1 protein-coding gene is annotated in these 1,217 nt (G+C 39.8%); it reads left to right on the top strand.

Annotated elements, in window-relative coordinates:
* A partial coding sequence (locus AC4GME_RS14460; RefSeq protein ID WP_490379637.1) for a flagellar hook-length control protein FliK occupies positions 1-1,068 on the top strand: 1,068 nt, incomplete at its 5' end.
* Between the last annotated feature and the right edge of the window lie 149 nt (positions 1,069-1,217).

Below are 1,217 nucleotides of genomic sequence, written 5' to 3'. Positions count from 1 at the left end.
GCAAGTGCTGCAAGTGCTGCAAGTGCTGCAAGTGCTGCAAGTGCAGCAAGTACTGAAAGTGTTGAAAGTGCCGCAAGTGAACAGCCTTATTCAGATCCGATTCTGATGGGAAAAGCATTAACTGTGAATACCATGGATAAAGGCTATCTGTCAGAAGTTGAAGAGCTTAACGAGCAGTCTAACTCGAAGGAAGCTGAGAAGGATCAAGCTAACCCGCCAATTCTTGCGCAGATAGAAGCTGCGCTAAAAATTGATACGCAGGTGACAGAGTCACAAAAAGTGGTAAAAGTAGCTAGTGAAAACCCCGAGTTATCCATACAGATAAAAAAAGGACAAGAAAAAGATTCAATCAATCTTAGTAAATCCTCACTCGCACCTGAAAGTACGAGTTTAAAAGCAAGTGAAACTGAAAAAACTTTAGTGAATGAATCTTTACAAGCAGAAAAACTCCAACCAGTAATGGACAAACTTGAACAAGTTTCATTTACAAATAAAAGTGAAGTAGAGCGCTCCCCGTTAACAGCTCCAATTGATAGCAGTGCGCTACGTTCAACAAATGTGAATGCCTCTAATCTAGACAAATTGATTAATCAAAATTTACAAAGTGCGACACAATCGTCGCTACTGCAGCAACCGTTAAATCTACAGGAAAAGCATGCTTCTGCCTTATTGGGTGAACGTATTCTGATGATGATTGGGCAAGGTAAACAAGAGGTGCTGATTCGCTTAGATCCTGCTGAACTTGGCTCAATGCATATTAAATTACAAGTGCAGCAAGATCAGGTACAGTTAGCTATTCAAACACAAGTCGGGCAAAGCCGCGATATTATCGAGCAGAATTTACCAAGATTACGAGAGCAACTTGCGCAGCAGGGCGTTAGCTTAGGAGAAACGAGTGTTGAGCAACAAAGTCAGCAACAAAATAAAAATAATCAAGGAAGAGATGAACTGCAACATAGGAGTGGCATGTTAGCGAATGATAGCTCGTTGCAAGTAATGGACGATAAAAGCGAGTGGATAGCCGCTAAAATACCGCTTCCAGCTCAAGGAATTGATTATTATGCATAAAGCTTTTTAATTGTTACTGAATTCGTAGAAAAGATGCATTAAAATCAGCGCTAATATTTTAATAATAACGTAACTACTCAGCACCTCAATAATTTAAGGTGTTTTTATCAAATAAGACTGTAAATGCTCAGGGCTAAGCCATTTATGCT

The organism is Psychromonas sp. (genome assembly GCF_983033635.1).
Note: the sequence above shows the minus strand (reverse complement) of the source record. Positions and strands in the feature narration are given on the sequence as shown.